Raw genomic sequence first — 25,917 nt, 5'->3', positions numbered from 1 at the left:
ACGCTACCAGCCGTCAAAACCGCTGGCCCACGGGTTTCCCGCCCGGCAAGGTGTTCCGCGATGAGAGCGAAACCCGAGCGACCGGAGTCCTGAACATGTCGACCCTGCGCGTCACCGCCGAAGTCCTGACCGTCCATCCGCATCCCAACGCCGACGCCCTGGAACTCGCCCAGGTCGGGCTGTACCGGGCCGTCGTCGCCAAGGGTGCCTATCGGACCGGCGACGCCGCCGTGTACATCCCCGAGCAGGCGGTGCTGCCCGCCGCGCTCGTCGACGAGCTCGGGCTGACCGGGCGGCTCGCCGGGAAGGGATCGGACCGGGTCAAGGCGGTGCGGCTGCGCGGGGAGTTGTCGCAGGGGATCGTGTGCCGGCCCGGCGCCCTCGCGGACACCGACCTGATACAGGCGGCGGCCGACGGCACCGACTTCGCGGAGGCCCTGGGCATCACCAAGTGGGCACCGCCGGTCCCCACGACCATGGACGGCGACGTCGAGTCCGCCCCCGACCTGCTGCCCTGGGTCGACATCGAGAACCTCCAGCGCTATCCCGGCATCTTCGAGCCCGGCGAGCCCGTCGTCCTGACGGAGAAGCTCCACGGCACGGCCTGCCTGCTGACCCTGCATGCCGAGGACGGGCGCGCGCAGGTCTCCTCCAAGGGGTACGGGGCCAAGGGCCTCGCCCTCAAGGAGGACCCGCGCAACCTGTACTGGCGCGCCGTCCACGGCCACGGACTGCCCGCCGTCGCCGAGCGGCTCGCGAAGCGGCTCGGCGCCCGGCGCGTCGGGCTCTTCGGCGAGGTGTACGGCGCCGGGGTGCAGGACCTCGCGTACGGCGCCGACGGCCGGAGCGAGACGGTCGGGTACGCCCTGTTCGACGTGTCGGCCGACATCGACGGTCAGATCCACTGGCTGGACCCGGCCGAGGTCCTGGAACCCGGCGAGGTACCGCTCGTCCCGCGCTTGTACGCCGGCCCGTACGACCTGGACACCGTCCTCGCGCACGCGAGCGGCCGCGAGACCGTGTCCGGCCGCCAGACGCACCTGCGGGAGGGCGTCGTCATCAGGCCCGCGACCGAGCGGTACAGCCCGGTCGTCGGCGGCCGGGCCATCGCCAAGGCGGTCAGCCCGGCCTATCTGACCCGCAAGGGCGGCACCGAGTACGAGTGACCGGGAGGGTCACAGCTTCCTGAACAGGCCCTCCTGGACCACCGACACCAGGAGCCGGCCCTCGCGGTCGTAGATCCTGCCCCGGGCCAGGCCCCGGCCGCCCGTGGCGATCGGGGACTCCTGGTCGTACAGGAACCACTCGTCCGCGCGGAACGGCCGGTGGAACCACATCGCGTGGTCCAGCGACGCCATGTCGAAGCCGCGCGGGCCCCAGAGCGGCTCGACCGGGATGCGGACCGCGTCCAGGAGCGTCATGTCCGAGGCGTACGTCAGGGCGCAGGTGTGGACCAGCGGGTCGTCGCCCAGCGGGCCGACGGCCCGCATCCACACCGCGCTGCGCGGGTCCGCGTCGGTGATCTCCTCCTTGGTCCAGCGCAGCCGGTCCACGTACCGGATGTCGAACGGCTGCCGGCGGGCCATCCGCTCCAGGGCCTCCGGCAGCGCGCCCAGGTGCTGGCGGATCTCGTCCGCGAGGTTCGGCAGGGTCTCCGGGTCGGTCAGGTGCCTCGGCGGCAGCTGGTGCTCGAACGCGCCTTCCTCCGGCCGGTGGAAGGAGGCCGTCAGATTGAAGATCGTCCGCCCCTCCTGGATCGCCGTGACCCGGCGGGTCGTGAACGAGCGTCCGTCCCGCACCCGCTCCACCTGGTACACGATCGGCACGCCCGGCCGCCCCGGCCGCAGGAAGTAGGCGTGCAGCGAGTGCACCGGCCGGTCGCCCTCGGTGGTGCGGCCGGCCGCCACCAGGGCCTGCCCGGCGACCTGCCCGCCGAAGACCCGTTGCAGCGACTCCTGCGGGCTGCGCCCACGGAAGATGTTGATCTCGATCTGCTCCAGGTCGAGCAGATCCACGAGCCTCTCGGCGGGATTCGTCACCACGGGACTGAACTCTCCTCTACAGCTGTCCGACGGACGTGACACGGACGACCGCGCGGCCCTCCTCGTCGGAGGCCGCGAGATCCACCTCCGCGCCGATGCCCCAGTCATGGTCGCCGTTCGGGTCGGCGAAGGTCTGCCGGACGCGCCACAGGCCGTGCGCCGCGTCCTCCTCGATGGCGAGCAGCTTCGGGCCGCGCGCGTCCGGGCCCGTACCGAGGTCGTCGTACTCGTCCCAGTACGCGTCCATCGCCTCGCCCCAGGCGTCCGCGTCCCAGCCGGACTCGGCGTCGAGCTCGCCGAGCGCGGCCACGTTGTCGAGCGCGGCCAGCTCCACCCGGCGGAACATCGCGTTGCGCACCAGGACCCGGAAGGCGCGGGCGTTGGCCGTGACCGGCTTGACCTGGTCGGCCTTCTCCTGGGCCTCCTCGGCCGTCTGCACCTCGGGGTTGGCCAGCTGCTCCCACTCGTCGAGCAGCGAGGAGTCCACCTGGCGCACCATCTCGCCCAGCCAGGCGATCAGGTCCTCCAGGTCCTCGGTCTTCAGGTCGTCCGGGATGGTGTGGTCGAGCGCCTTGTACGCGCTCGCGAGGTAGCGCAGGACGATGCCCTCGGTCCGCGCCAGCTCGTACCAGGAGGTGAACTCGGTGAAGGTCAGGGCCCGTTCGTACATGTCACGGATGACCGACTTCGGCGACACCGGGTGGTCGCCGACCCACGGGTGCGACTTCCGGTAGACGTTGTACGCGTGCCAGAGGAGCTCCTCCAGCGGCTTCGGGTACGAGATGTCCTGGAGCCGCTCCATCCGCTCCTCGTACTCGACGCCGTCCGCCTTCATCTGCCCGACCGCCTCGCCGCGCGCCTTGTTCTGCATGGCGTGGAGGATCTGGCGGGGGTCGTCGAGCGTCGACTCCAGGACGGACACCATGTCCAGGGCGTACGAGGGGGACTCCGGGTCGAGCAGGTCGAAGGCGGCGAGCGCGAACGTCGACAGCGGCTGGTTGAGCGCGAAGTCCTGCTGGAGGTCGACCGTCAGCCGGATCGTGCGGCCTTCGGCGTCCGGCTCGGAGAGCTGCTCCACCACCCCGCCGTCCAGCAGCGAGCGGTAGATCGCGATGGCGCGCCGGATGTGTCGCAGCTGGGCCTTGCGCGGCTCGTGGTTGTCCTCCAGGAGCTTGCGCATCGCCTCGAAGGCGTTGCCCGGCCGGGCGATCACCGAGAGGAGCATGATGTTGGTGACCTTGAAGCGGGAGGTCAGCGGCTCGGGCTCGGCGGCGATCAGCTTCTCGAAGGTGGTGTCGCTCCAGGCGACGAAGCCCTCGGGGGCCTTCTTGCGGACCACCTTGCGGCGCTTCTTCGGGTCGTCGCCGGCCTTGGCGAGCGCCTTCTCGTTCTCGATGACGTGCTCGGGGGCCTGGGCGACCACGTAACCGGCCGTGTCGAAGCCGGCCCGGCCGGCCCGGCCCGCGATCTGGTGGAACTCACGGGCGCGCAGGGTGCGCACCCGGGTGCCGTCGTACTTGGTCAGGGCCGTGAAGAGCACGGTGCGGATCGGCACGTTCACGCCGACGCCGAGGGTGTCCGTCCCGCAGATCACCTTCAGGAGGCCCGCCTGGGCGAGCTTCTCGACGAGCCGCCGGTACTTCGGCAGCATGCCCGCGTGGTGCACGCCGATGCCGTGGCGGACGTAACGCGAGAGGTTCTGGCCGAATTTGGTGGTGAAGCGGAAGTTGCCGATCAGCTCGGCGATCTTGTCCTTCTCCTCGCGCGTGCACATGTTGATGCTCATCAGCGACTGCGCGCGCTCGACGGCCTGCGCCTGCGTGAAGTGCACGATGTAGACCGGCGCCTGCTTGGTCTCGAGCAGCTCGGTGAGGGTGTCCGTGATGGGCGTGAGCCGGTACTCGTACGAGAGCGGCACCGGCCGGGTCGCCGAGCGGACCACCGAGGTCGGCCGGCCCGTGCGCCGGGTCAGGTCCTTCTCGAACATCGACATGTCGCCGAGCGTCGCGGACATGAGCACGAACTGCGCCTGGGGGAGTTCCAGGAGCGGGATCTGCCAGGCCCAGCCGCGGTCCTGCTCGGCGTAGAAGTGGAACTCGTCCATCACGACCTGGCCGATGTCCGCGTACTTGCCGTCCCGCAGCGCGATCGAGGCCAGCACCTCCGCCGTGCAGCAGATGATCGGCGCGTCCGCGTTCACGGAGGCGTCGCCGGTCAGCATGCCGACGTTCTCGGTGCCGAAGAGCTTGCACAGGTCGAAGAACTTCTCCGACACCAGCGCCTTGATCGGCGCCGTGTAGAAGGTCACCTGGTCGTTCGCGAGCGCGGTGAAGTGCGCCCCGGCCGCGACCAGCGACTTTCCGGAGCCGGTGGGTGTGGACAAGATCACGTTGGCCCCGGAGACGACCTCGATCAGCGCCTCTTCCTGGGCCGGGTAGAGCGTGATGCCCCGGTCCTCGGCCCAGGAGGAGAAGGCCTCGAAGAGGGCGTCGGGGTCGGCGGTCGGCGGCAGCTGATCGATAAGGGTCACGCCCCCATCTTGCCTGGATTCCGCTCGGATGAGGGAACCGGCCACCGGAATGAAGATCACGAACGATAGGCTCGTCCGTCGACCGTGCGTCAACTGAGCGCCGGCAGGGGAGAAACGGGGCGGGTCAACCATGATGGGACCGGCGCACTCGCTGTCCGGAGCCTCGGCCTGGCTGGGGGTCGGAGCGGTCGCTGCGGCCTACGACCGGCCGATGCCGTGGCCGGTTCTCCTCGTCGGCGCGCTCATTTGCGCGGGCGCGGCCCTCGCCCCCGACCTCGACCACAAGTCCGCGACCATCTCGCGGGCCTTCGGACCGCTCTCCAAGGGCCTGTGCGAGATCGTCGACAAGCTGTCGTACGCGGTCTACAAGGCGACGCGTTCCTCCGCCGACCCGCGCAGGTCCGGCGGCCACCGGACCCTCACCCACACCTGGCTCTGGGCGGTCCTGACCGGCGGCGGCGCCTCCGTCGCGGCGGTCACCGGCGGCCGCTGGGCGGTCCTCGCCATCCTCTTCGTTCATCTGGTGCTCGCCGTGGAAGGCCTGCTGTGGCGGGCCGCCCGGATGTCCAGCGACGTCCTGGTGTGGCTGCTCGGCGCGACCAGCGCCTGGATCCTGGCGGGCGTGCTCGACAAGCCGGGCAACGGCTCGGACTGGTTCTTCACCGGCCCCGGCCAGGAGTACCTGTGGCTCGGCCTGCCCATCGTGCTGGGCGCCCTCGTCCACGACATCGGGGACGCCCTGACCGTCTCGGGCTGCCCGATCCTGTGGCCCATCCCGGTCGGCCGCAAGCGCTGGTACCCGATCGGCCCGCCGAAGGTCATGCGCTTCCGCGCCGGCAGCTGGGTCGAACTGAAGGTTCTGATGCCCGCCTTCATGCTCCTCGGGGGAGTGGGCGGGGCGTCGGCGCTCGGCTTCCTCTAGGAACCCGTACGGGGGAGGGGGACGCCCAGCGTCCTCACCAGCTGGGCCAGTTCCTCCTGGAAGAGCTTGTCCGGGCTCGCCGTCTGGCGCCCGAGATGGCCGTACACCTCCAGGGCCACCAGGCCGTGCAGGTGCCCCCAGATGCGCAGCGCGAGCGCGACGGCGGCGGGCGGCAGCTCGGGGAAGGCCGGGCGCACCTTGTCGAGCAGCCCGGCGTCGAAGTCGGACCAGGTGAACGCGGAGTCCCGGTAGAGGGCCTCGGCGTGCGGCCAGGCGGCCGCCGCGAGCGCGGTGAGCCCGGTGCACACCCGGCGGGCGGCGTCGGGCGCGGGGCCGCCGTCGGGGGCGCGGTAGCCGGGGACGGGGTCGCCGTAGACCAGCCGGAAGCCCTCGGGGTTGGCCAGGGCCCAGGCGCGGAAGGCGCGGGCCCAGGCCAGGACGCGGGCGGCGGGGTCTCCGGCGGGGGCCTTTGCCCAGGCCGCGTCCACGTCGTCGGCGAGCGCGGAGTAGACGTCGTCGATGAGTGTGGTGACCAGGTCGTCACGGGTGGCGAAGTAGCCGTAGATGGCGTTGGCCGTCATGCCCATCTCGCGGGCGATGGCCCGCAGGGTGATCGCGTCGGGCCCGCCCGAGGCCATCAGCCGCAGGGCGGTGTCCTTGATCTCGGCCGTCGTCTCGGCCCGTAGCCGCTCGCGGCGTCCCCGGCCGGCCGGCGGCGTTGTGCGTGCTTCCGATGTCCCGGTCATCCGTGAACCCTACCGCTCAGCTGCCTGGCGTACGGAAACTGCACGCCGTGCACTTCACGGCGTATAGTTTTCTCACGGCGTCACTCTCGTGATGTCGCGCTCACGTGTCGCAGCAGTGATCACAGGGGGAGAGCCATGCGCATCGGAGTCATCGGAGCCACCGGCACCATCGGCAGCCGCGTCGTCGCGGAGGGCCTGGCGCGCGGGCACCTCATCGACGCCTTCAGCCGCGACGCCGGCGAGGCGGCGGCGCGGGAGGGCCGCGCGAACATCACCTGGGCGAACCTCGACGTCCTCGACCCCGCGTCCATCGCCGCCGCCCTGCCCGGACTGGACGTCCTGATCAGCGCCTTCCAGCCCGGAAACGCGGCCCGGGACCTGGCGGACACCGTGCGGCGCTCCATCGCCGACGCCGGCGTGTACGCCACCGCGGCGCGGGCCCTGCTCAAGGCGCTGGAGAGCCACCCCAGGACGCGGCTGATCGTCATCGGCGGCGCCGGCAGCCTGGAGGTCGAGCCCGGGGTGGTGCTCGCCGACGCGGAGGAACGGCTCCACGCCACCCTCGACGGCGTCGGTCTTCCCCGTGCCTACGCGGCGGCGGTACGCGGCCACCGCGACGCCCTGAACGTGCTGCGCACCTCGAACCGGCGGTGGACCTACTTCAGCCCCGCCGAGGACATCACGCCCGGGGAGCGCACCGGCCGCTTCCGCATCGGCGAGGACCAGCCGGTCAGGGACGCCGAGGGGCGCAGCCGCGTCTCGGCGGAGGACGCGGCCGTGGCACTGATCGACGAGGCGGAGCTGCCCCGCTTCGTCCAGCGCCGCTTCACGGTCGGCTACTGAGCCGGGCCGGCGGGGGCCGTCGAGCGACGGCCGGGCCGGGCAAGGTGGTTCAACGACAGCCGGACAGGGCGGGGCCGTCGAACGACAGCCCCGCCCTGTCGGTCAGCCGTGCCAGGACCGCCACAGCGCCGCGTACGCCCCATTCGCCGCGACCAGTTCCGTGTGGCTGCCGAGTTCGCTGATCCGGCCCGACTCGACCACCGCGATCAGATCGGCGTCGTGCGCGGTGTGCAGCCGGTGCGCGATGGCCACGACCGTGCGGCCGTCCAGGACGCGGCCGAGGGAGCGCTCCAGGTGCCGGGCCGCCCGCGGGTCGAGCAGCGAGGTCGCCTCGTCGAGGACCAGCGTGTGCGGGTCCGCGAGGACGAGGCGGGCGAGGGCGATCTGCTGCGCCTGCGCGGGGGACAGGGACCTGCCTCCCGAGCCGACCTCGGTGTCCAGGCCCTCGTCGAGACCGCGCGCCCAGACCTCCGCGTCCACCGCCGTGAGCGCGGCCCACAGCTCGGTGTCCGACGCCCCCGTCCTGGCCAGCAGCAGATTGTCCCGGAGCGTGCCCACGAAGACGTGGTGCTCCTGGTTGACCAGGGCCACGTGCTCCCTGACCCGCTCGGCCGGCATCCGGGCCAGCTCGGCGGCGCCGAGCGTGACCGAGCCGGTCCGCGGGGCGTAGATCCCCGCGAGCAGCCGGCCGAGGGTGGACTTGCCCGCGCCCGACGGGCCCACCAGCGCGATCCGGGTGCCGGGGGCCACCGTCAGGGACACCTCGTGCAGCACGTCGACGCCCTCGCGGTAGCCGAAGCGGACCTCGTCGGCCCGGACGGCCCGGCCCTCCGGCCGTACCTCCTTGTCGCCCGCGTCCGGCTCGATGTCCCGGACGCCGACGAGCCGCGCCAGGGACACCTGCGCGACCTGGAGTTCGTCGTACCAGCGGAGCACCAGCCCGATCGGGTCCACCAGCATCTGCGCGAGCAGGGCGCCCGTCGTCAGCTGGCCCACGTCGATCCAGCCCTGCAGCACGAACACCCCGCCGAGCAGGAGCACGGAACAGAGCACCGTCATGTGGGTGACGTTGACGACGGGGAAGAGCACCGAACGCAGGAAGAGGGTGTACCGCTCCCACGCGACCCACTCGGTGATGCGCCGGTTCGACAGGGCGATCCGGCGGTCGCCGAGGCGGTGCGCCTCGACCGTGCGGCCCGCGTCGACCGTCTCGGCGAGGGCGGCGGCCACCGCCGCGTACCCCGCGGACTCCGAGCGGTACGCCGAGGGCGCCCGCTTGAAGTACCAGCGGCCGCCCACGACGAGCAGCGGCGCCGCGAGCAGCGCGGCCAGCGCGAGCGGCGGCGAGGTCACCGCGAGGCCGCCGAGCAGCAGCCCCGCCCACACGACGCCGATGGCCAGCTGGGGGACGGCCTCGCGCATCGCGTTGGAGAGCCGGTCGACGTCGGTGGTGATCCGGGACAGCAGGTCGCCGGTGCCGGCCCGTTCGAGCACGCCGGGCGGCAGGCCGACCGCGCGGACGAGGAAGTCCTCCCGGAGGTCGGCCAGCATCTCCTCGCCGAGCATCGCCCCGCGCAGCCGGACGAGCCGTACGAAGAACGTCTGGACGAGCAGCGCGACCGCGAACAGCGCGACCGTGCGCTCCAGATGCAGTTCGCGGGCTCCCGAGGCGAGCGCGTCCACCACCGAACCGAGCAGGTACGGGCCGGCCATCGAGGCGATCACGGCGACCGCGTTCACCCCGATGAGGAGCGCGAAGGCCCGGCGGTGACGGCGCAGCAGCTCGCGGACGTAGGTGCGGACGGTCGCGGTCGCGGCGACGGGCAGCGTCGTCGCCGTCGTCGGGGCCGCCGGGTCGTACTCCGGTGGCGCCAGGCCGATCATGCCGTTTCCCCTTCCAGTGCTTCGATGCCGTCGGGGCGGTGGACCGCCTCGGCGATCTCCTCTTCGGTCTCGCGGGTGACGACCGCGCGGTAGCGGGGCTCCCGCGCGAGCAGCTCGCGGTGGGTGCCGACGGCGACCGCCTGGCCGTCGTCGACCAGGACGACCCGGTCGGCGCGGTCCAGGAGCAGCGGCGAGGAGGCGAGGACCACGGTGGTCCCGCCCGCGCGCAGCCGGGCGATCCCGTCGGCCACCCGTGACTCGGTGTGCGAGTCGACCGCCGAGGTCGGCTCGTCCAGGACGAGCACCTCCGGGTCGGTCACCAGGGACCGGGCGAGCGCCAGCCGCTGCCGCTGGCCGCCGGAGAGCGACCGGCCCCGCTCGGTGATCCGGGTGCGCATCGGGTCCCCTTCGGTGTCCACGGAGGCCTGCGCGAGGGCGTCGAGGACGTCGCCGCACTGGGCGGCGGCGAGGGCGTCCTCGGGCAGGACCGCTCCCGACGAGGGCACGTCGAGGAGTTCTCTGAGGGTGCCCGACAGCAGCACCGGGTCCTTGTCCTGGACGAGGACGACCGTACGGGCGGTGGCGAGCGGCAGTTCGTCGAGCGGGACCCCGCCGAGCAGGACCGAGGTGTGCCGTTCGTCGGGTTCGGCCGGGTGTCCGCCGAGCCGGTCCGCGAGCCGTCCGGCCACGTCCGGGTCGCCGCAGACGACGGCGGTGAGGAGGCCCGCCGGGGCGCGCAGCCCCGTGAGCGGGTCGTACAGGTCACCGGTCGCCTTGCGGTCCTCGTCCCGCGCGGCGGTCGTGGTGGTCGTACGGGCCAGGGCGAGGACCCGGGCGGCCCGTTTCGCGGACGGCCGGGAGAAGGAGAAGGCCATGGCGATCTCCTCGAAGTTGCGCAGCGGGTGGTACGTGAGGGCGACGGCGCTGTACACGGTGACGAGTGCGCCGACCGTGATCCGCCCCTCGGACGCGAGCCGCGTCCCGTACGCCACCACGACGATGAGCAGGATGCCGGGCAGCACGACCTGGGTCGCCGAGATCAGCGCCCACATCCGCGCGCTGCGCACGGCGGCCTCGCGGACCTCCTGGGAGGCGGCCCGGTAGCGGCCGAGGAACAGGTCCTCGCCGCCGATGCCGCGCAGCACGCGGAGCCCGGCGACGGTGTCGGAGGCCAGCTCGGTGGCCTTGCCCGCCTTCTCGCGCTGGATGTCCGCCCGGCGCGTCGCGCGGGGGAGGAGCGGCAGCACGGACAGGGCGAGGACGGGGATGCCGACGGCCACCACGACGCCCAGGGAGGGCTCGTAGAAGAGGAGGCCGGCGCAGATGACGACCAGCACGACGGCGCCCGCGAGGAACCGGGAGAGGGCCTCGACGAACCAGCCGATCTTCTCGACGTCGCCGGTGGAGACGGCGACGACCTCGCCCGCGGCGACCCGCCGGGTCAGGACGGAGCCCAGTTCGGCGGTCTTGCGGGAGAGGAGCTGCTGGACCCGGGCACTGGCCGTGATCCAGTTGGTGACGGCGGTGCGGTGCAGCATCACGTCGCCGACCGCGATGGCGGCCCCGCAGAGCGCGAGCAGCGCACCGGCGAGAGCGAGCCGCCCGCCGTCGCGGTCCACGACGGACTGCACGGCGAGGCCGACACCGAACGGGAGACCGGCGATGCCGAGGTGGTGCAGGAGTCCCCAGAGCGTGGACCTCACCTGACCGCCGAGCTGTTGACGGCCGAGCCAGACGAGGAACCGGGTGCCCGAGCGGACATCGGGTACCCCTGGGTCGGCGTGGGGAAGATCTCGAATCTGCATGGCGTCCCAGGGTCTCCGGGTCTGTCTGGGGGGAAGAATGCCGGACGTGTTCGATCGGTCGTGCCCGGCTGCGGGAAACCGTGCAAGGTTCGCTTTTTCCCCGCCGGGGGGCAATCGATTTTCCCCAAGACGGAACAGATCGCGCCATGTCCGCTCATCGTCTTCTGGACGCACGGCGCTGACCACGCTTCACTTCCGCCTCATGAGATCACTCAAGATCATGAGCATGCTCAGCGGTCTGGTGCTCGCCGCCGGAGCCCTCCTCACCGCCCAGCCGGCCGCCGCCGACGGCCCGAACGGCCCGACGCCCCCCGCCGAGTTCACCAGCGACTGGCACGACCCGGTCACCGCCGCCCCGCCCGTCGACACCCCCGGCACCCGCAGCTGCGAGGTGACCCTCGCCGCCGCCCAGTTCCGGGACTTCACCCCCTACCAGGGGAGTTACGTTCCGCCGAAAGAGTGCGGCACCCGCTGGAACAAGGTCGTCCTGCGCCTCGATGGCAACGTGAAGGGCCGCCAGTACGACCGCCTCGGCCACCTCACCCTCGGCGGCGTGGAGATCTTCCGCACCTCCACGCCCCAGCCCTCGCCCGACGGCATCACCTGGTCCGTCGAGAAGGACGTCACCCGCTACCGGGACGTCCTCAGCCGCCCGGGGCCCGTCGAGATGCTCATCGGCAATGTCGTGAACGAGACGTACACCGGCGTCCTCGACGTCCGCGTCACCCTCACCTTCCACACCGCCGAGGGCCGTGTGAAGCCGGCCGCCGGAACGCCCGACCGGGTCCTCCCGCTCAACGGAGCCACCCTCACCACCCCGCGCAACACCGAACGCGTCCTCGCCGAGGTGTACGCCACCGGCTCCGGCGGCGGCTGCGAGGAGTACTGGTACCTCTCCGTCCCCGACGCCGCCCCCTACTCCTGCCGGGCGCCCGAAGGCCCGCACCGGGAGGTGCGCGTCTCCGTCGACGGACGCCTCGCGGGCATCGCCGCCCCCTTCCCCACGGTCTGGACCGGCGGCTGGTCCAACCCCTTCCTCTGGTACGTCACGCCCGCACCGCGCGCCTTCGACGTCCAGCCGGTCGTCTACGACCTGACGCCCTTCGCCGCCCTCCTCAACGACGGCCGCGCCCACCGCGTCGACGTCACGGTCGCCGGGGTACCGGCCGGGCAGGCGGGCTGGTCCGTCCCCACCAACGTGCTGCTCTGGCAGGACGAGGGCAGCCGGGTCGTCACCGGCGGCCTCGACCGCCACGAGGAGACCGCCCCGCGCAACTCCTCGGTCTACAGCGCCGCTTCCCCCCACCGCCTGGACACGGAGGCCGGCCACCGGCTCACCGTCGCCGGCCACCTGAACACCTCGCACGGCCGCGTCGACACCACCGTCACCCGGAGCGTCGCCCACACCTCCACCCACCGATGGGGCGAGGGGGAGAACCCGGACGCGCTCACCGCGCGCTGGACCGACCGGGAGACCGTCACCACCGGCGGGACCGCCACCCGCACCGACCGGACGTACACCATGGACGGGGAGACGACCGTCGGCGCGGGCGACCGGCTGCGCACGGTCCTCACCCTCGGGGACCGCGCCGACACGAGCGTGGTCCGCGACGGGCGGCGCCTGTCCTGGTCGCGGCTCGACGACACGTACACCGGGGACGCCACGTACACCACCGGCGTCCCGCGCGACCAGCGGCACGCGGTCGGCACCACGCACGAGCGCTACCGGCTGTACGGCTCCGCAGGCTGCTACGACCGCGGCCTGACCACCGTCCAGGGCACGCTCACCGAGGACCTGCGGCGCTGCTGAGCTCGGCGGTGCCCGGCCCCGCCGGGCACCGCGCCCTCACGCGGGCTTCACCGAGTCCACGCCCGGGCGGGCCCGCCGCCACTCGCCGCGGGTGAAGTCGGGGACCTCCTGCGGCACGCCCCCGGCCTTGATCGAGGCGTGGCTCAGTGGCAGCGGCGCCGTCCACGTGGCGGCGTCGTACACGTCGAAGTCCGGCGGCAGGCCGAGGCGCATGCACTGCATCAGGCGGTAGACCATCAGGTAGTCCATGCCGCCGTGGCCGCCCGGCGGGTTGGCGTGCTCCTTCCAGAGCCAGTGGTCGAACTCGGCCGCGTACGCCGAGAAGTCGCCCCACTCGTCGTCCTTGTGGTCCGGCTCCAGGTAGATCCGGGCCGGATAGTCCTCGAAGACCCCCCGCGTACCGCCCAGGCTGTTGATCCGGCTGTACGGGTGCGGGGTCGAGACGTCGTGCTCCAGGCGGATCACCCGGCCCAGGGCCGTCTGGAGCAGACTGACGGTCCGGTCGCTCGCGACGTACGACTCCTTCCAGCTCGGGTCGCCGGCCGGCACGTTCTCCTCGCGGTACTCGGCGAGACCGAGCGCCGGAGTGCCGAAGCTGCTGATGCTCACCACCCGGTCGCCCCGGTTGACGTCCAGGTAGTTCGCGACCGGGCCGATGCCGTGGTTCGGGTAGAGGTCGCCCTTCAGCCGGGTGTGCCAGAGCCGGCGCCAGGGGCCCTCGTAGTACGTGGGGGAGAACATCAGGCCGCGCAGGTCGTGGTTGTACGCCCCCGCGCCGTGCAGGAGACGGCCGAACTTGCCGGCGTGCGCCATCCGCAGCACCCGCATCTCGTTCCGGCCGTAACAGCAGTTCTCCAGCTGCATGCAGTGCCGGCGGGTCCGCTCCGACAGGTCGACGAGTTCCCACAGCTCGTCGAGCCGCATCGCGACCGGACACTCCACACCGACGTGCTTGCCGTTCAGGAGCGCCGCGCGGGCGATGGCGAAGTGGCTGTCCCAGGGGGTGGCCACGTACACGAGGTCGACGTCCGAACGGGCGCAGAGGTTCGCGTAGTCGTCCTCGCCGTTCGCGTACACGGCGGGGGCGGGCCGGCCGGCGGCGACGACCTTCGCGGCCGCCCGCTCGGCCTTGGCGCGTACCGGGTCGCAGACGGCGGTCACCCGGACCCAGGGGTGCGCGAGGAAGTGGGCGATCATGCCGCTGCCCCGGTTGCCGAAGCCGACGACGCCGACCCGGACCGTGGAGCGGCGCTCGAAGGGGACCCCGGCCATGGTCGACCCTTGCCGGCGCGGTGCGGTCCCGGGCCCGGCGGCCTGCGCGGGCGGGACGCCGACGGCGCCGACTCCCAGGACCGCCCCGGCGGCGGCGGTTCCGAGGACCTGGCGGCGGCTCGGGGCGTGCGGCGTCTGCTCGTTCATGGAACCTCCCGGGCCGCGTGCACGGCCGTCCCGACGGATGATCGGACATTACTGTTCCGGCTCTCGCGCCGAGCGGCACGGAACACCCGCCGTCACCCGAACATACGAAGGGCCCCTCACCGCTCGGGGTGAAGGGCCGTCCGGACGCGTGGCACTGACGGGCGGTCAGGGGCGTGTCGCGCGCTCCAGGGCCAGGAGCACCGAGCCGTATCCGCGGCCCGTCGCCCGGTCCATGCCGATCTCGCACATCCGGTTCGCCGAGAGGTGCGCGTCGAAGGGCCGCGCCGTCACCTCGGCCGCCTCACGGGCGGTCGCCGCGGCCGTCAGCTCCGGATGCAGCATGCCCCGGTCGCCCGCGAAGGCGCAGCAGCCCGCGTCGGCGGGGACGACGACCTCCTCCGCACAGGCCCGGGCGAGTTCCGTCAGTTTCTCCTCGTCGCCCAGGTGTCGCATCGAACACGTCGGATGCACCACGGCCGAGCCCACCCGGCGGCGCACGTCGAGCCGGGGGAGCAACTCGTCCGCCGCCCACACCAGGGAGTCGAGCACGGTCAGCTCCGCGTGCAGCGCCCGGTTGTCCTCCGTCAGGTACGGCACCACCTCCCGCGCGATGCCGAGCGTGCACGACGAGGCGTCCACCACCAGCGGCAGCGTCCCGCCCGCCGTCCACCCCCAGGCCGCCTCGACGATCCGGTTCGCCATCACCTCGTTGCCCCGCTCGTACCCCTTGGAGTGCCAGATCGTCGCGCAGCACGTACCCGCCACGTCGTCCGGGATCCACACCGGCCTCCCCGCCCGCGCGGACACCGCGACCACCGCCTCCGGCAGCGAGGGCCCCCGGTCCCCGTCCGGGTCGCCGAAGATCCGGTTCACACAGGCCGGGTAGTAGACGGCGACCGCCGCGGGACGGTGGGTGCGGGGCAGCCGCCGCGCCGCCGCGCCCGGGAGCTCCGGCAGCCACTCCGGCACGAGGTCGGTGCTGACCGCCCGGCGCGCCAGGCCCGTCACCGACGCGAGGACCCGGTCGCCGATCCGGTCCGCCGCGGCGACGGCGAGCCGCGCGGAGGCCTCCACCGCGCGGAAGTCCTTCGCGGCCAGGGCGGCGATCCGCTCCTCGCGCGGCGAGTGCCGCTCGTGCCGGAACTCCTTCATCAGGGCGCCCGTGTCGATGCCGACCGGGCAGGCCAGCTTGCAGGTGGAGTCCCCCGCGCACGTGTCGACGGCGTCGTAGCCGTACGACTCCAGGAGTCGGGTCTCGACCGGGGACCCGTCGGCCTGGCGCATCATCTCGCGGCGCAGCACGATCCGCTGGCGCGGAGTGGTCGTCAGGTCGTGACTGGGGCAGGTCGGTTCGCAGAAGCCGCACTCGATGCACGGATCGGCGATCCGCTCCACGGACGGGATCGTCTTGAGGCCGCGCAGATGGGCGTGCGGGTCGCGGTCCAGGACGATCCTCGGGGCCAGGACCCCGTCGGGGTCGACGGCCTCCTTGATCCGCCACATCAGGTCCGTCGCCTTCGTGCCCCACTCCAGTTCGAGGAAGGGCGCGATGTTGCGGCCGGTGGCGTGCTCCGCCTTCAGGGATCCGTCGAAGCGCTCCACGGTCAGCTTGCAGAACTCGGCCATGAAGCCCGCGTACCGCTCGACGTCGGAGGGGTCGGCCGCGTCGAAGGCGAGCAGGAAGTGGAGGTTGCCGTGGGCCGCGTGACCCGCGACGGCCGCGTCGAAACCGTGCCGGGCCTGGAGGTCGAGGAGCGCCGCGCAGGCCTCCGCGAGCCGGGACGGCGGCACCGCGAAGTCCTCGGTGATCAGGGTCGTGCCGGAGGGGCGTGAGCCGCCGACGGCCGTCACGAAGGCCTTGCGGGCCTTCCAGTAGCCGGAGATCCGCCCCGGGTCGCGGGTGAACGCGTTCGCCACGGAGGCCACAGGGGCCACCAGGTCGAGCCCGGCGAGCACCTCGCCCGCCGCCCGCTCGTACGCGTCGAGGGCCGCCGCGTCCGGCGCCCGGAACTCCACGAGGAGCGCCGCCGTCTCCCTGGGCAGTTCCGCCCAGTCGGCGGGGACGCCCGCCACGCTCACCGAGGCCCGCAGCGTGTTGCCGTCCATCAGCTCGACGGCCAGGGCCCCGGCCTCGGTGAACCGGGGCACGGCGGCGGCCGCCGCCGGCAGCGAGGGGAAGAAGAGCAGCGCCGTCGACACCGCGCGGTCCAGCGGAAGCGTGTCGAAGACGACCTCGGAGATGAAGCCGAACGTGCCCTCGGAACCGACCATGAGGCCCCGCAGGATCCGCACCGGGGTGTCGCCGTCGAGGAAGGCGTCGAGCCGGTAGCCGTTGGTGTTCTTGATGGCGTACTTGGCCCTGATCCGGGCCGTCAGCTCGGGGTCCGCCTCGATCTCGGCCTTGAGCGCGAGCAGTTCCGCGCAGAGCCGCGGCTCGGCGCGCGCCAGCTCCGCGTCGGCGTCCGGGTCGGCCGTGTCGACCACGGTCCCGCTCGGCAGCACGAAGGTGAGCGACGAGACGGTCCGGTACGAGTTCCGGGTCGTCCCGGCCGTCATGCCCGAGGCGTTGTTGGCGACGACCCCGCCGATCGTGCAGGCGATGGCACTGGCCGGGTCGGGCCCGAGGACCCGCCCGTGCGGGGCGAGCGCGGCATTGGCCCGTACGACGGTGGTGCCGGGGCGGATCCTGGCGCGGGCGCCGCCGTCGAGGACCTCCACGCCCGCCCAGTGGCGGCGCACGTCGACCAGGATGTCCTCGCCCTGGGCCTGGCCGTTGAGGCTGGTCCCGGCGGCCCGGAAGACCACCTCGCGGCCCTTGCCGTGGGCGTACGACAGGATCGTGGAGATGTCGTCGATGTCCTCGGCGACCACGACGACCTGCGGGACGAAGCGGTACGGGCTGGCGTCCGAGGCGTACCGCACCAGGTCGGAGATCTTCCACAGGACCTTCTCCGCGCCGAGCAGCTCGGTCAGCTCCTCGCGCAGCAGTCGTGGCGTGCCCTTGGCGTGGAGCGACGGGACGCGGTCCGGGGCCGGACTCCGCTTCGTACCGGGACGAAGGGCCTGCGGGTTCGGCTCGAACAGCGGCATGGCACGGCTCCCCTTCGGCGCGGCCCCGTGCCCGAGGGGTCAGCAGCCGCCCTCCGGGCCGGGGTCGACCAGGGCGGTCAGCAGACCTCCGAGCACCTCGCGCTGTGCGGCGGTCAATGGAGCAAGGATGTCCTCTGCGGCGGCCCGGCGCGCGCTGCGCAGCTCGCGGAGCGTGGCGCGGCCCGCGTCGGTGAGCTCGATCCGCACGACCCGCCGGTTGCTCGGATCGGGCACCCGGCGCACCCGGTCGACGGCCTCCAGACCGTCGACGAGACTGGTCACGGCGCGCGGGACCACTTCGAGCCGGGCAGCGAGATCGGCCATCCGGGGTGGCTCCCCGAAGTGCGCGACCGTGCGGAGCAGCCTGGACTGGGCGGGGGTGATGCCGACCGGCTCCAGGTGGCGCTTCTGGATGCGGTGCAGGCGCCGGGTGAGCCGGAGGAGCTGCTCGGCGAGGAGCCCGTCGGCGTCGGTCCTGGTCAGCGGGTCGGAGGTGGTCATACGGGAACAATATCAGGACCATGTTCATTGTGAGTATAGGTAACGATGAGCTAGGGTCTTCTCCGACCCCGAACCCTCGAAGGAGCCCATGCGCCCCCACGACCAGTCCGACTGGACGCCCCCGCCCCGCGCCTCGGGCCGGCCCCAGGAGCCCGCGCAGCTGCGGCGCATCCTGCGGCTCTTCCGCCCTTACCGCGCGCGCCTGCTGATCGTCGGCCTGCTGGTCGGCGCCGCCTCGCTCGTCTCGGTCGCCTCGCCCTTCCTCCTGAAGGAGATCCTGGACACCGCGATCCCGCAGGGCCGTACGGGGCTGCTCAGCCTGCTCGCCCTCGGCATGATCGCCACCGCCGTCCTGACCGGCGTCTTCGGCGTGCTCCAGACCCTCATCTCCACCACCGTCGGGCAGCGCGTCATGCACGACCTGCGCACCGGGGTCTACGAGCAGCTCCAGCGGATGCCGCTCGCCTTCTTCACGCGCACCCGCACCGGAGAGGTCCAGTCCCGCATCGCCAACGACATCGGCGGTATGCAGGCGACCGTGACCTCCACGGCCACCTCCCTCGTCTCCAACCTCACCGCCGTCATCGCGACCGTCGTCGCCATGCTGGCCCTGGACTGGCGCCTCACGCTGGTCTCGCTGCTCCTGCTGCCGGTCTTCGTCTGGATCAGCCGGCGCGTGGGCCGCGAGCGCAAGCGGATCACCACCCAGCGGCAGAAGCAGATGGCCGCCATGGCCGCGACCGTCACCGAGTCCCTCTCGGTCAGCGGCATCCTGCTGGGCCGCACCATGGGCCGCGCCGACTCGCTGAGCAAGTCCTTCGCCGAGGAGTCCGAGCGCCTCGTCGATCTCGAAGTGCGCTCCTCCATGGCCGGACGGTGGCGGATGTCCACCATCGGCATCGTCATGGCCGCCATGCCCGCCCTGATCTACTGGGCCGCCGGCATCGCGCTCGGCTCGGGCGGGGCCCAGATCTCGCTGGGAACGCTCGTCGCCTTCGTCTCGCTGCAGCAGGGCCTGTTCCGCCCGGCCGTCAGCCTGCTCTCCACCGGCGTGCAGATACAGACCTCCCTCGCCCTCTTCCATCGCATCTTCGAGTACCTCGACCTGCCGGTGGACATCACCGAACCCGCCGAGCCGGTCCGCCTCCGCGAGGTCCGCGGCGAGGTCGCGTTCGAGAAGGTCGAGTTCCGTTACGACTCCCCGGGCGCCGGGCGTCCGACCCTCGACGCCATCGATCTGGCCGTCCCCGCCGGGGGCAGCCTGGCCGTCGTGGGGCCCACCGGCTCCGGCAAGTCGACCCTCAGCTACCTCGTGCCGCGGCTCTACGACGTCACCGGCGGTCGCGTCACCCTCGACGGCGTCGACGTACGGGACCTGGACTTCGACACCCTGGCCCGCGCGGTCGGCGTCGTCTCCCAGGAGACGTACCTCTTCCACGCCTCCGTCGCCGACAACCTCCGCTTCGCCAAGCCGGACGCCACCGACGAGGAGATCGAGGCCGCCGCGCGCGCCGCCCAGATCCACGAGCACATCGCCTCGCTCCCCGAGGGGTACGACACCCTCGTCGGCGAGCGCGGCTACCGCTTCTCGGGCGGCGAGAAGCAGCGCCTCGCCATCGCCCGCACCATCCTGCGCGACCCGCCCGTCCTGATCCTCGACGAGGCGACCAGTGCCCTGGACACCCGTACGGAACTCGCGGTGCAGCGGGCCATCGACGCCCTCTCCGCGGGCCGCACCACCATCACCATCGCCCACCGGCTCTCCACCGTCCGCGACGCCGACCAGATCGTCGTCCTGGACGCGGGGCGGATCGCCGAGCGCGGGACGCACGAGGAGCTGCTCGCCCGGGACGGGCGGTACGCGGCCCTGCTCCGTAGGGACGCCCACGGCGCCGTGACCGGGACCGACACCGCGGCCGACGCGGCCGATGGCTCCACCTCCGCCGAACAAGCGAACGTGGGAGCGGTTGTTCCCCAGAACGTGTGATCGTGCTCGGAATCGTTGCCCCGCTCCCGGACGGCGTCAGAAGATTGCGGTGCGCGATCGACGGGCTGCAGACCGTGACCGCGCGGTCCCACAGCAGTCCCACTGATGTACCTGTACGAGGAGAAGCACCACCATGAACGTCATCACCGATCTGCTCGCCGGCGTCCTCCACTTCCTGGGATGGCTCGTCTGACGATCGCAGTGCCCGGCGCCGTCGGTTCCCCGTCCCAGGGAGCCGGCGGCGCCGCCGCGTGCGCGGGTTCCCCGGATTCCCGTACGAGCCGGGTTAGCGTGCGGCCATGACGCACCGGCCGCCGTCACCGTACGCACCCCCACGCCGCCCCCGACGCCTGACCCTTCCCAGGTCGCCCCGGCCTCCCCGCCGGCACCGTCTGACCCGGCGCGGTCGGCTCGCGCTCCTCCTCGGAGCGGTGCTCGCCGTGGCGGCGGGAATCACCGTCCCCCTGCTCCTGACCCGCGACGAACCCGCCGTCGAGCAGCCCCGCACCCTGCTCGTCCCCGAGGGGTGGCGGGCCGGGCAGGTCTACACGGCCGTCGACCGGATGCTCGGTCTCCCCGAGGGCACCGCGCGCAAGGCCGTCAGCGCACCCGGAACCGCCCTTCCGCTGCCCAAGGCGGCCGGCGGAAACCCGGAGGGCTATCTCTTCCCCGCCACCTATCCGGTGCTGCGGGCCACCACCCCCGAGGGGCTGCTGCGGTTCATGGTGGACACCGCGGGCAAGCGCTTCGGGACCGGTCGGATCACCGAGGGGGCGAAGGCGTACGGCATGAGCGTGTACGAGGCGGTGATCGCGGCCAGCATCGTGCAGGCAGAGGCCGACAACCCGGAGGACATGGCCAAGGTCGCCCGGGTCGTCCACAACCGGCTCGCCCGGGGCATGGCCCTCCAGATGGACTCGACCCTCAACTACGCGCTCGGCCGCAGCACCGTGGACACCACGTACGAGGACACCCGGACCGCGAGCCCGTACAACACCTACGAGCGCAAGGGTCTGCCCCCGACACCCATCGGCAACCCGGGCGACCAGGCCCTCGACGCGGTGATCCGCCCGGCGGACGGCGACTGGCTCTACTTCGTCACGGTGGCCCCGGGGGACACCCGCTTCACGGCCGACTACGCGGCCCACCAGGTGAACGTGGCCGAGTTCAACGCCAACCGGGGCGGCGCACGAAGCTGAGCCCCGCGCCGCTTCACAGGGTGACGGCGGTGTTGGCCGCCGGTGCGTCGCGCAGCAGGCGGCGGATGTCGGAGACGGCGGCGCGGCCGGCCCGGTTGGCACCGATCGTCGAGGCCGAGGGGCCGTAGCCGACGAGGTGGACCCGCTCGTCCCGGACCGCACGCGTCCCCTCGACCCGGATGCCGCCACCCGGCTCGCGCAGCCGCAGCGGGGTGAGATGGTCGATCGCCGCCCGGAAGCCCGTCGCCCAGAGGATCACGTCCACGTCGAGCGTCCGGCCGTCGTCCCAGGCCACCCCCGTGGGGGTGATCCGGTCGAACATCGGGAGCCGGTCCAGGATCCCGCGCGCCTGTGCCGAGCGGATCGCGTCGTTGAGCGGGAGCCCGGTGACGGAGACGACGCTCTGAGGGGGCAGCCCCCGCCGCACCCGCTCCTCGACGAGCGCCACGGCGGCCCGTCCCTCCGCCTCCCCGAAGGGACCCTCACGGAAGACGGGCTCGCGCCGGGTCACCCAGAAGGTCTCGGCGGCGACGTCCGCGATCTCCATCAGGTGCTGGGTGCCGGAGGCGCCGCCGCCGACGACGAGCACCCGCTTCCCGGCGAACGGCTCGGGGCCGGGGTATCCGGCCGTGTGCAGCTGGTGGCCCCGGAAGGTCTCCTGGCCGGGGTAGCGCGGCCAGAACGGCCGGTCCCAGGTGCCGGTGGCGTTGATCAGGGCGCGGGTGGCGTACGCGCCTTCCGACGTCTCGACGAGAAGCCGCCCGTCCTCGCCCTCGCGGACGGCGGTGACGTCGACGGGGCGGTGGATCCGCAGGTCGAAGGTGTGCTCGTACGTGTCGAAGTACGCGCCGATCACCTCCGACGAGGGACGCGCGGGATCGGCGCCGGTCAGCTCCATGCCGGGCAGCGCGTGCATCCCGTGGACCTTGCCGTACGTGAGCGAGGGCCAGCGGAACTGCCAGGCGCCGCCCGGCCGGGGTGCGTGGTCGAGGACGACGAAGTCCCGTTCCGGTTCGAGACCGGCGCGGCGCAGATGGAAGGCGGCGGACAGGCCCGCCTGCCCCGCGCCGATGACGACGACGTCCACCGATGCGGCCCGCTCCCCGGCCGGTGCGGGGCCTTCTGTCGCGCCGCCGTCTTCCACCACGAAATCGTTCACGGTTCTACCAACCGGGCAGGGGGCGCGGATCTTCCCGCGCCCCCTGGCGGAATGCCGAAGGGCCTATCGCCCGCCGGGCACCAGGAGCGGCGCTCCACCGGGCGCCGAGGCCGGACGGCCGTTGGCAGCCGGCACACCGAGCAGTGGGTCGGCCACGACCGACGGCAGCAGCCCGCGTGAGGCGAGGACCGGCCGCACCCCCTCGCCGAACCAGTACGCCTCCTCCAGATGGGGGTAGCCGGACAGGACGAAGTGCTCCACGCCCAGGTCGTGGTACTCCTCGATCCGGTCCGCGACCTCGGCGTGGCTGCCGACCAGCGCCGTGCCCGCACCACCCCGTACCAGACCCACGCCCGCCCACAGGTTCGGCGAGATCTCCAGCTGGTCGCGGCCGAGCGAGCCGCTCCCGTGCAGCGCCAGCATCCGCTGCTGGCCGACCGACTCGCTCCGGCCGAGGACCGCCTGCGCGGCCGAGACCGTCTCGGCGTCGAGATCGGAGAGGAGCCGGTCCGCCGTCGCCCAGGCCTCGCGCGTCGAGTCACGGGAGATCGTGTGCAGCCGGATGCCGAAGCGGACCGTCCGGCCGCGCTCCTCCGCGAGACCCCGGATCCAGTCGATCTTCTCCTTGACCTGCCACGGCGGCTCGCCCCAGGTCAGATAGACGTCCGCGTGCTCGGCGGCCACCGGACCGGCCGCGGCGGACGAGCCGCCGAAGAAGACCTGCGGCAGCGGGTCGGGCGGCAGCGCGGTCAGCCCGCCGTCGATCCGGAAGTGTTCGCCCTCGAAGTCGAACGCCCGGCCGCTCCACGCGCCCCGCACCACCGAGAGGAACTCGGCCGTGCGCGCGTACCGCCGGTCGTGGTCGAGATGGTCGCCGAAGCGGCGCTGCTCGGCAGAGTCGCCCCCCGTCACGACGTTGAGGAGCAGTCGGCCCCGGGTGATCCGCTGGTACGTGGCCGCCATCTGGGCGGCGAGCACCGGCGAGATCACCCCCGGCCGGAACGCCACCAGGAACTTGAGCCGTTCCGTGTGCTGGGAGAGGGCGACCGTGGTCAGCCAGGCGTCCTCGCACCACGTCCCCGTCGGGGTCAGCACGGCTTCGAAGCCCAGCTGCTCGGCGGCCTTGGCGATCTGGATCAGGTAGTCGATGTCCGGGGCCCGCACCCCGGACACGGTCCGGTCGCGGGTGATGCCGCCGTCCGTGTAGGCGTGCCGGTCGACCAGGGTCCGGCCGTCGCCGCCGGTCGGCAGGAACCAGTGCAGGTGGACGGTCATCAGGAGGCCTTTCCGTAGCTGCGCGCCGGCGTGGTCGACGGCGGCAGGTCCTTGTTGAAACGGGTGTCGACGAAGTCGGCGAAGCGGAACCTGCGCGGGATGAGCCCGAGGGCGGCGAAGGTGTCCGCGATCTTCTGCTCGGAGGCGACGGCCGCGTCGTCGAGGGCGACCGGGATACGGGTCCCGTTGCTGCGCTTCACGGCCGCGAGGGCCACCTCGTACGGGAGACCGGTCTCCTTCGCCCACACCCGGGCCCAGTCCTCGGGGTGGTCGAACACCCAGCCCTGGGCGCGCCGGAAGCGTTCGACGAAGTCGCCGATCGCCTTCGCCTTCGCGGGGTCGGCGAGGGCCGAGGGCGAGGCGACCTGGAAGCCGAGGCCGTTGACGAGGCCGCGCCCGTCGGCGAGGACCCGGCCCTTGCCGCTCAGCAGCACCTGCGAGGTGTACGGGTCCCAGACCGCCCACGCGTCCACCTTGCCGCTGCTGAACGCGGCCAGGGCGTCGGCCGGCTGCAGCAGCGTCACCCGGACGTCGCCCGGCTTCAGCCCGGCGTCGCCGAGGGAGGCGATCAGCTGGAAGTGGGCGGAGCTGCCCTGCGCGACGGCGACCTTCTTCCCCTTCAGGTCCCGCACGGACCGGACGGGCGAGCCCGTGGGGACGAGGATCGCCTCGCCCGCGGAGTCGCCGTGCGTCGCGGCGACGACGGTGATCTTCGAGTCGGCGCCCGCGGCGAAGACGGGCGGGGTGTTGCCGACGGAACCGATGTCGACGGCCTTGGCGTTCACCGCTTCGAGCAGGGGTGGACCGGAGCTGAACGTCGACCAGGTGATCCGGTAGGGGAGGTCGTCGAGTTCGCCGGCGGCCCGCAGGAGGGCTTCGGCGCCGCCCTTCTGGTCGCCGACGTTCAGGACGAGGGACCCCTCGCCGTCGGTGTTCGAGCCCTGGCCGGCGGCGGAGGCGCCGGAGCAGGCGGATGCGAGCAGGGCGAGCGGCACGAGCAGGGCCGCGGCGGACAGGCGGAAGGACTTCACGGGTATCTCTCCTCGGGGTGCGGAAGGGTGGTCATCGGCCGGCCGCCTGTGCGGCCGACTCGTGCTCTGCCACGCCGAGTTCGGCGAGCAGACGGGTGCGGAGCGCGGCGAGCGCGGGATCGCCGGGGGAGCGGGGGCGGTCGAGGTCGACGGCGGTGTCGTACGCGATGACGCCGTCCCGCATGACGAGCGCGCGGTCGGCGAGCAGCAGTGCCTCGTCGACGTCGTGGGTGACGAGCAGGACCGTGCAGCCGCGCCGCTGCCACAGTTCGGCCACCAGCCGCTGGGCCTTGATCCGGGTCAGCGCGTCGAGGGCGCCGAACGGTTCGTCGAGCAACAGCAGGTCAGGGTCCCGTACCAACGCCCGTGCCAGGGAGGCGCGTTGTGCCTCGCCGCCGGAGAGGGTCTTCGGCCAGGCACCCGAGCGGTGGCCGAGTCCCACCTCCGCCAACGCCTTCTCGGCGACCGCTCGGCCCGGTTTCCCCGGCAGTCCGAGCAGGACGTTGCGCCAGACCCGCTTCCACGGCATGAGGCGAGGCGCCTGGAAGGCGACGGCCCGGCGGCGCGGGACGAGGACGGTGCCGGAGATCTCGCGGTCGAGCCCCGCGAGGACCCGCAGAAGGGTGGACTTGCCGCAGCCGCTGTGTCCGAGGAGGGCGGTGAACTGGCCGGCCGCGAGCCGCAGGTCGAGGCCGTCGACGACCGGCCGCCCGTCGAAGGAGCGGGTCAGACCCTGGACGGTCACTGCCCGGTGAAGGTCGGTCGCCATTGCAGCAGCAGCCTTTCGAGAGTACGGACGACGGCGTCGGCGAGCAGGCCGAGGAAGGCGTAGACGACCAGGCAGACGACGATCACGTCCGTGCGGAAGAACTCCCGCGCCTGGTTCATGAGGAAGCCGATGCCCGCGTCGGCGTTGATGGACTCGCCGAAGACCAGGGCGAGCCAGGCCGTGGCCAGGGAGTAGCGCAGCCCGGTCATGGCCCCGGGCAGCGCGCCCGGCAGGACGACATGGCGGACAAGCCCCCATCGTCCGAGGCCCAGGGACTGGCCGGCCTCGACCAGTTGGGCGTCCACGCCGCGGATCCCGGCGTGCACGTTCAGATAGAGGTGGAAGGCGACGCCGAGCGCGATGAGCGCCACCTTGGGCGCCTCCCCGATCCCCAGCCAGATGATGAGCAGCGGGATGAGCCCGACCCAGGGCACCGTCCGCAGCATCTGGACCGGGGCGTCGACGAGGTCCTCCCCGAGCCGGGAGAGCCCGGACAGCAGGGCGAGCGCGATGCCGACGACGCCGCCGATCAGCAGGCCCGCGGCGACCCGGCGCAGCGAGACCCCCATGGCGGAGGGCAGGGTTCCGTCGCCGATCAGCTCGCCGGCGGCGCGGGCGACGGTCCCGGGCGAGGCGAGCGCGTCGGGCGACAGCACCCCCGTCGAGCTGAGGGTCTGCCACAGGGCGAGGAGCAGGACGGGTCCGACGGTGCGGCGCAGCCAGCGGGGGACGGCGGGGCGGCGGCCGGGGCGCCGATCGGGAGCGAGGGCCTCGACATCGGGTGAGGGCGATATGCCGGATGTGGGGGCGGGCGCGGAGGGGGGCGGGGCATGACTGACCGTCATGGCGGCACTCCTGGGGGAGAACGGGGAGAGAGGAGAGAGGGGTACGCGTCAGCGCCCGTG

The 25,917-nt window shown here is 72.8% G+C and carries 19 protein-coding genes; 6 read left to right on the top strand and 13 right to left on the bottom strand.

Going from position 1 to position 25,917, the window contains the following annotated elements; genetic code table 11:
• Positions 1-95 precede the first annotated feature (95 nt).
• Positions 96-1,166: an RNA ligase (ATP) gene (locus tag IO20_RS0104110; protein WP_030546017.1), complete on the top strand. Its 1,071-nt coding sequence runs from the start codon at positions 96-98 to the stop codon at positions 1,164-1,166.
• A gap of 9 nt (positions 1,167-1,175) precedes the next feature.
• Here the strand turns inward: IO20_RS0104110 and IO20_RS0104105 are convergent, their stop codons facing one another.
• Together IO20_RS0104105 and IO20_RS0104100 are read right to left on the bottom strand one after the other, a co-directional pair.
• Entirely contained in the window at positions 1,176-2,039 is an 864-nt protein-coding gene (locus tag IO20_RS0104105) for an acyl-CoA thioesterase (protein WP_030206807.1), read from the bottom strand.
• 19 nt (positions 2,040-2,058) lie between these two features.
• Positions 2,059-4,632, bottom strand: a complete 2,574-nt coding sequence (locus IO20_RS0104100) for a DEAD/DEAH box helicase (RefSeq protein ID WP_078945819.1) — start codon at positions 4,630-4,632, stop codon at positions 2,059-2,061.
• A 70-nt stretch (positions 4,633-4,702) separates the two neighbouring features.
• Between IO20_RS0104100 and IO20_RS0104095 the strand changes: the two genes are divergently transcribed.
• On the top strand, positions 4,703-5,494 hold the full coding sequence (locus IO20_RS0104095) for a metal-dependent hydrolase (RefSeq protein ID WP_030546021.1): 792 nt from the start codon (positions 4,703-4,705) through the stop codon (positions 5,492-5,494).
• On the opposite strand, the gene IO20_RS0104090 is transcribed toward IO20_RS0104095, so the two are convergent.
• A complete protein-coding gene (locus tag IO20_RS0104090) occupies positions 5,491-6,240 on the bottom strand; it encodes a TetR/AcrR family transcriptional regulator (protein ID WP_030546023.1) in 750 nt (249 codons plus the stop codon). The two genes, IO20_RS0104095 and IO20_RS0104090, sit on opposite strands and share 4 nt — an antisense overlap.
• Positions 6,241-6,375: 135 nt before the next feature.
• On the opposite strand from IO20_RS0104090, the gene IO20_RS0104085 reads away from it, so the two are divergent.
• Complete coding sequence (locus IO20_RS0104085) at positions 6,376-7,083, top strand: NAD(P)-dependent oxidoreductase (RefSeq protein ID WP_030546025.1); 708 nt, start codon at positions 6,376-6,378, stop codon at positions 7,081-7,083.
• 102 nt (positions 7,084-7,185) lie between these two features.
• Here IO20_RS0104085 and IO20_RS0104080 read toward each other — a convergent pair whose 3' ends face one another.
• Both IO20_RS0104080 and IO20_RS0104075 read right to left on the bottom strand, forming a co-directional pair.
• The gene (locus IO20_RS0104080) at positions 7,186-8,967 is read right to left on the bottom strand and encodes an ABC transporter ATP-binding protein (protein WP_030546027.1); all 1,782 of its coding nucleotides are present in this window, start codon (positions 8,965-8,967) and stop codon (positions 7,186-7,188) included.
• A complete protein-coding gene (locus tag IO20_RS0104075; RefSeq protein ID WP_030546029.1) occupies positions 8,964-10,772 on the bottom strand; it encodes an ABC transporter transmembrane domain-containing protein in 1,809 nt (602 codons plus the stop codon). The genes IO20_RS0104080 and IO20_RS0104075 overlap by 4 nt, the downstream gene beginning before the upstream one ends.
• A 202-nt stretch (positions 10,773-10,974) precedes the next feature.
• On the opposite strand from IO20_RS0104075, the gene IO20_RS0104070 reads away from it, so the two are divergent.
• Entirely contained in the window at positions 10,975-12,582 is a 1,608-nt protein-coding gene (locus IO20_RS0104070) for a peptide-N4-asparagine amidase (RefSeq protein WP_030546031.1), read from the top strand.
• A 36-nt stretch (positions 12,583-12,618) separates the two neighbouring features.
• Here the strand turns inward: IO20_RS0104070 and IO20_RS0104065 are convergent, their stop codons facing one another.
• From IO20_RS0104065 to IO20_RS0104055, 3 genes are all read right to left on the bottom strand, one after another.
• Positions 12,619-14,001, bottom strand: coding sequence for a Gfo/Idh/MocA family protein (locus IO20_RS0104065; RefSeq protein ID WP_030546033.1), 1,383 nt, complete (start codon positions 13,999-14,001; stop codon positions 12,619-12,621).
• Positions 14,002-14,166: 165 nt separating this feature from the next.
• Positions 14,167-17,091, bottom strand: a complete 2,925-nt coding sequence (locus IO20_RS0104060) for an FAD-binding and (Fe-S)-binding domain-containing protein (RefSeq protein ID WP_030546035.1) — start codon at positions 17,089-17,091, stop codon at positions 14,167-14,169.
• A gap of 39 nt (positions 17,092-17,130) precedes the next feature.
• Entirely contained in the window at positions 17,131-17,592 is a 462-nt protein-coding gene (locus IO20_RS0104055) for a MarR family winged helix-turn-helix transcriptional regulator (RefSeq protein ID WP_030206833.1), read from the bottom strand.
• Positions 17,593-17,680: 88 nt separating this feature from the next.
• Between IO20_RS0104055 and IO20_RS0104050 the strand changes: the two genes are divergently transcribed.
• Both IO20_RS0104050 and mltG read left to right on the top strand, forming a co-directional pair.
• Positions 17,681-19,579, top strand: a complete 1,899-nt coding sequence (locus IO20_RS0104050; protein WP_031126840.1) for an ABC transporter ATP-binding protein — start codon at positions 17,681-17,683, stop codon at positions 19,577-19,579.
• 299 nt (positions 19,580-19,878) lie between these two features.
• On the top strand, positions 19,879-20,778 hold the full coding sequence (gene mltG / locus IO20_RS0104045; protein ID WP_078945821.1) for an endolytic transglycosylase MltG: 900 nt from the start codon (positions 19,879-19,881) through the stop codon (positions 20,776-20,778).
• Between the two features lie 13 nt (positions 20,779-20,791).
• Here mltG and IO20_RS0104040 read toward each other — a convergent pair whose 3' ends face one another.
• The 5 genes from IO20_RS0104040 to IO20_RS0104020 all read right to left on the bottom strand — a co-directional run bounded on the left by IO20_RS0104040 (position 20,792) and on the right by IO20_RS0104020 (position 25,857).
• Positions 20,792-21,865 (bottom strand): NAD(P)-binding domain-containing protein, encoded by a 1,074-nt coding sequence (locus tag IO20_RS0104040; RefSeq protein ID WP_030546041.1) that lies wholly within the window; start codon positions 21,863-21,865, stop codon positions 20,792-20,794.
• Between the two features lie 135 nt (positions 21,866-22,000).
• Positions 22,001-23,212 carry an LLM class flavin-dependent oxidoreductase gene (locus IO20_RS0104035; protein ID WP_030546043.1) on the bottom strand — a complete coding sequence of 404 codons (1,212 nt, stop codon included), beginning with the start codon at positions 23,210-23,212 and terminating at the stop codon, positions 22,001-22,003.
• On the bottom strand, positions 23,212-24,243 hold the full coding sequence (locus IO20_RS0104030) for an ABC transporter substrate-binding protein (RefSeq protein WP_030546045.1): 1,032 nt from the start codon (positions 24,241-24,243) through the stop codon (positions 23,212-23,214). Before IO20_RS0104030 ends, IO20_RS0104035 begins: the two co-directional genes overlap by 1 nt.
• 31 nt (positions 24,244-24,274) lie before the next feature.
• Positions 24,275-25,012, bottom strand: coding sequence for an ABC transporter ATP-binding protein (locus tag IO20_RS0104025; RefSeq protein WP_030546047.1), 738 nt, complete (start codon positions 25,010-25,012; stop codon positions 24,275-24,277).
• Positions 24,985-25,857 (bottom strand): ABC transporter permease, encoded by an 873-nt coding sequence (locus IO20_RS0104020; protein WP_030546049.1) that lies wholly within the window; start codon positions 25,855-25,857, stop codon positions 24,985-24,987. The genes IO20_RS0104025 and IO20_RS0104020 overlap by 28 nt, the downstream gene beginning before the upstream one ends.
• Positions 25,858-25,917: the final 60 nt, after the last annotated feature.

Origin of the sequence: Streptomyces exfoliatus, from assembly GCF_000725545.1 — a bacterium.
In the GTDB taxonomy this organism is placed as follows: domain Bacteria; phylum Actinomycetota; class Actinomycetes; order Streptomycetales; family Streptomycetaceae; genus Streptomyces; species Streptomyces exfoliatus.
The sequence above is the reverse complement of the archived record's forward strand: the minus strand, read 5'-3'. Positions and strand labels throughout refer to the sequence as shown.

What these genes read in the sequence shown, in the direction of transcription:
- IO20_RS0104095 (WP_030546021.1), top strand. Translation starts at nt 4,703, where the DNA reads ATGATGGGACCGGCGCACTCGCTGTCCGGAGCCTCGGCCTGGCTGGGG.
- IO20_RS0104025 (WP_030546047.1), bottom strand. Translation starts at nt 25,012, where the DNA reads ATGGCGACCGACCTTCACCGGGCAGTGACCGTCCAGGGTCTGACCCGC.
- IO20_RS0104090 (WP_030546023.1), bottom strand. Translation starts at nt 6,240, where the DNA reads ATGACCGGGACATCGGAAGCACGCACAACGCCGCCGGCCGGCCGGGGA.
- IO20_RS0104110 (WP_030546017.1), top strand. Translation starts at nt 96, where the DNA reads ATGTCGACCCTGCGCGTCACCGCCGAAGTCCTGACCGTCCATCCGCAT.
- IO20_RS0104070 (WP_030546031.1), top strand. Translation starts at nt 10,975, where the DNA reads ATGAGATCACTCAAGATCATGAGCATGCTCAGCGGTCTGGTGCTCGCC.
- IO20_RS0104055 (WP_030206833.1), bottom strand. Translation starts at nt 17,592, where the DNA reads ATGACCACCTCCGACCCGCTGACCAGGACCGACGCCGACGGGCTCCTC.
- IO20_RS0104060 (WP_030546035.1), bottom strand. Translation starts at nt 17,091, where the DNA reads ATGCCGCTGTTCGAGCCGAACCCGCAGGCCCTTCGTCCCGGTACGAAG.
- IO20_RS0104050 (WP_031126840.1), top strand. Translation starts at nt 17,681, where the DNA reads ATGCGCCCCCACGACCAGTCCGACTGGACGCCCCCGCCCCGCGCCTCG.
- IO20_RS0104020 (WP_030546049.1), bottom strand. Translation starts at nt 25,857, where the DNA reads ATGACGGTCAGTCATGCCCCGCCCCCCTCCGCGCCCGCCCCCACATCC.
- mltG (WP_078945821.1), top strand. Translation starts at nt 19,879, where the DNA reads ATGACGCACCGGCCGCCGTCACCGTACGCACCCCCACGCCGCCCCCGA.
- IO20_RS0104085 (WP_030546025.1), top strand. Translation starts at nt 6,376, where the DNA reads ATGCGCATCGGAGTCATCGGAGCCACCGGCACCATCGGCAGCCGCGTC.
- IO20_RS0104080 (WP_030546027.1), bottom strand. Translation starts at nt 8,967, where the DNA reads ATGATCGGCCTGGCGCCACCGGAGTACGACCCGGCGGCCCCGACGACG.
- IO20_RS0104035 (WP_030546043.1), bottom strand. Translation starts at nt 23,212, where the DNA reads ATGACCGTCCACCTGCACTGGTTCCTGCCGACCGGCGGCGACGGCCGG.
- IO20_RS0104075 (WP_030546029.1), bottom strand. Translation starts at nt 10,772, where the DNA reads ATGCAGATTCGAGATCTTCCCCACGCCGACCCAGGGGTACCCGATGTC.
- IO20_RS0104065 (WP_030546033.1), bottom strand. Translation starts at nt 14,001, where the DNA reads ATGAACGAGCAGACGCCGCACGCCCCGAGCCGCCGCCAGGTCCTCGGA.